The following is a 444-nucleotide window of genomic DNA, read 5'->3' on the forward strand; positions in this document are numbered from 1 at the left end:
GTAGTGAGCACGACGGAGACCCCGTCATGACGCATTTGCTCAACGATGTCCCACGTATGATGGCGGGCGTGAGGATCCATCCCTGAGGTCGGTTCATCGAGGAATACCAGCTTGGGGCGGCCAACCAGGGCGGCGGCAAGGTTGACGGCCTGCTGTTGGCCGCCGGAGAGGCGTCGATAGGTGGTGCGCGCAAAAGGGGTAATCGCTAGCGCTTCGATGAGGAGGTCCGGGTCGATGGGATTGGCGTGCAGACCCGCCATGTAGTGCAATAGCTCGCCAGCTCGGATGCCGCTCCAGGCACCGGCGCTCTGAGGCATAAGTCCGGTGGCAGCGGCGGCCTCGGGGCTGCCTGGGGCATGGCCAAGTACGTCGATGCGACCAGAGTCGGGAGAGATGAGAGATGTGCAGCAGCGCATCATCGTCGTCTTACCCGCACCATTGGGG

General features: G+C 63.5%; 1 protein-coding gene. It reads right to left on the reverse strand.

Going from position 1 to position 444, the window contains the following annotated elements; all coding sequences use genetic code 11:
- On the reverse strand, window positions 1-419 hold a 419-nt coding region (locus M3166_RS19045), incomplete at its 3' end, for an ATP-binding cassette domain-containing protein (RefSeq protein WP_353056594.1).
- Window positions 420-444: the final 25 nt, after the last annotated feature.

Source organism: Solibacillus isronensis (genome assembly GCF_023715405.1).
Taxonomy (GTDB): Bacteria; Bacillota; Bacilli; order Bacillales_A; family Planococcaceae; genus Solibacillus; species Solibacillus isronensis_B.